Source organism: Moorena sp. SIO3I8 (assembly GCF_010692325.1).
Taxonomy (GTDB): Bacteria; Cyanobacteriota; Cyanobacteriia; order Cyanobacteriales; family Coleofasciculaceae; genus Moorena.
This window is the reverse complement of the sequence record NZ_JAAHHW010000429.1, coordinates 1-1,246: the sequence shown is the minus strand read 5'-3', so window position 1 is coordinate 1,246 and position 1,246 is coordinate 1. Positions and strand designations below refer to the sequence as shown.

Below are 1,246 nucleotides of genomic sequence, written 5' to 3'. Positions count from 1 at the left end.
GCTAGCCTTGGGGTTAATTGAGAAGACATTAAGTCGGGGATATCATCCGGGAATTGTCCTGATAGATGCTGGATATGGAAACAATACATCATTTGTATTAGAGCTAGAAAATCGACAACTCAAGTATAGCAACCGCCACAGCGGTTAGGACGCTAGACCCAAGACATACTCCATCGCATCCCGTAGACAATCAAACTAACTGGTTAAGTTGTTTACGAATACGACTTTTGAGCCAAGACCAGCATCGCTCAATCTTGTTAAGGTCTGGAGAATACGGAGGTAAATATAACAATTGACAGCCTGCAAGTTGAATCAGTTGCTCAATACGACCCCCTTTATGAAATGTGGCATTATCCATCACCACTACCTGCCCCGGTTTAAGCACAGGGAAAAAGCCATGTTTCCAACCACAACTCAAATACACTTCGATTGCACGAGCCTTCCACAGTAAAGGGAGCCAATAGTTGCTGGTTACACAATGCTGCAATCATATTGACTCTACCCTGTCTACGTCCTGACACCAGAGCATGAAACCAAATTCCTTTCTCATTCCAGCCATAGCCGTAGTCTTCTCGGAAGTCCGATGCCCGCTTCATCGACATAAACAATTGTTTGAGCTTCCTGAGTTGCCACCTGCTCGCTTGTATGCTTGTCTTTTCACCTCGTCACGTTGTAGGTAGCCGTAGGTCTTTTTTTTCGTGTGAACCCAATTTTTTTGAGTGCTCGTCCAATTGTGCGTTCGCGAAGCGTCGGGCTTTGCCCGAATCGCTAATATCCCCCTCCCACAGTTGAGCCATTTCCACTTGTGTTTTATCCCCATGAATCCGCCGCATTCTCCCGAAATTTCTCCCAGTCTGTGATGGAAGTGGCCACTACCGCGCTTGTTGATTGGGCAATGCTATATAGTCCCCCGTTTCGGCTTTTCGCTTCAGCCATAAGTCAATGGTGTTGCGACTGATCTTGAACAGTTGACTGACTTCACTTTTCTTCATACCACCTTCAATTATTGCTTCTATCACTTTTTTTCGGAGATCGTAACTATAGGCTTTGGGCATCGGTAATGGGATTGCTGTGTCTCAAACACTACTTCTAGTCTATGTCCTAACCGCTCTGGCGGCTGCTATATCCCTCTTCTGTCACTCTCCGAATTCAATGATTAACAAATAAGTCAGATTATCCAGAATTAAAAAAGAATTGATATTGATTAATATCACTAATTAGCTGATTCAATCCCAGCAATAAGTTA

General features: G+C 44.2%; 2 pseudogenes. One reads left to right on the top strand and one right to left on the bottom strand.

The features are described 5' to 3' along the window. Positions 1-127, top strand: a pseudogene (locus tag F6K51_RS37625) (transposase); the annotation flags it as partial. 17 nt (positions 128-144) lie between these two features. Here F6K51_RS37625 and F6K51_RS37620 read toward each other — a convergent pair. After that, positions 145-1,055: pseudogene (locus F6K51_RS37620) on the bottom strand (IS630 family transposase). Between the last annotated feature and the right edge of the window lie 191 nt (positions 1,056-1,246).